We start from the raw sequence: 835 nt of genomic DNA on the forward strand, positions 1-835 counted from the left end.
GTGCCCGGTCAGCCGGACGGCGAGATCGACGGTCGGTCCGAGGCCCTTCGCCTCGGTCGTCGTCACGCTCAGCCCGGTGCCGGTGGGGACGTGCGCGAGCACCGTGTCCGCGGCGCTCGGGAACGGCAGCACCTCGTAGGTGGCCTCGCGCAGCACCCGGGCGAGCACGGCCCGGCGGTCGGTGCGCCGGGGACCGCTGTTCCCGTCGGGAGGATCGAGCAACGACGTCACGGGGCGCCCCGGTTGTCCAGCAGGGCGCGTCCGGCGGCGGTGTTCGACGCCGGGACGTGATAAGCGGTGTGCACCGTGCGGACGCGGGCGTTCACCGCCCCCCGCATGACCAGCCACATGATCAGCTCGATGCCCTCGCACCCGGCGAGCCGGATGTACTCGTCGCGGTGCAGGGCGGTGAGCCGCTGCGGGTCGTCGGCGATCACCGCGAGGAACATGTGGTCGAACCCGGGGTTGACGAACCCGGCCCGCGTGCCGGCCAGCTGGTGCGACATGCCGCCGGTGCCGAGGATCCCGACGGTGCGGGCGCCGTCGTAGGAGGCCAGTGCCCGCCCGATCGCCTGCCCGAGCGCGTAGCAGCGGGCCGCGGTCGGCTGCGGGTAGCGGATGACGTTGACCATGACCGGCACGACCGGGCAGGGCCAGGCGTCGCCGGGGTCGGGCGTCCACACCGACCGCGGCACCGTGAAGCCGTGGTCGACGTACAGCTCGGCGCACACCGTGAGGTCTAACCCGTCGTCGACCAGGTGCTCCAGCCGGTGGAACGCAAGGTCCGGGTCCCCGGTGACGTCGGCGACCGGGCGCCGGCCGTACCGCTCGTACG

At 73.8% G+C, this 835-nt stretch carries 1 protein-coding gene and 1 pseudogene; both read right to left on the reverse strand.

The genetic code is table 11. The features are described from left to right. Positions 1-231, reverse strand: a pseudogene (locus D8M34_RS18340) (hypothetical protein); the annotation flags it as partial. Next, positions 228-835, reverse strand: a 608-nt coding sequence (locus tag D8M34_RS18345; RefSeq protein WP_126894730.1) for a DODA-type extradiol aromatic ring-opening family dioxygenase, incomplete at its 5' end; no start/stop codon positions are given. The gene D8M34_RS18345 and the pseudogene D8M34_RS18340, both read right to left, overlap by 4 nt.

It is taken from the genome of Microbacterium sp. HSID17254, assembly GCF_003989315.1.
GTDB lineage: Bacteria > Actinomycetota > Actinomycetes > Actinomycetales > Microbacteriaceae > Microbacterium.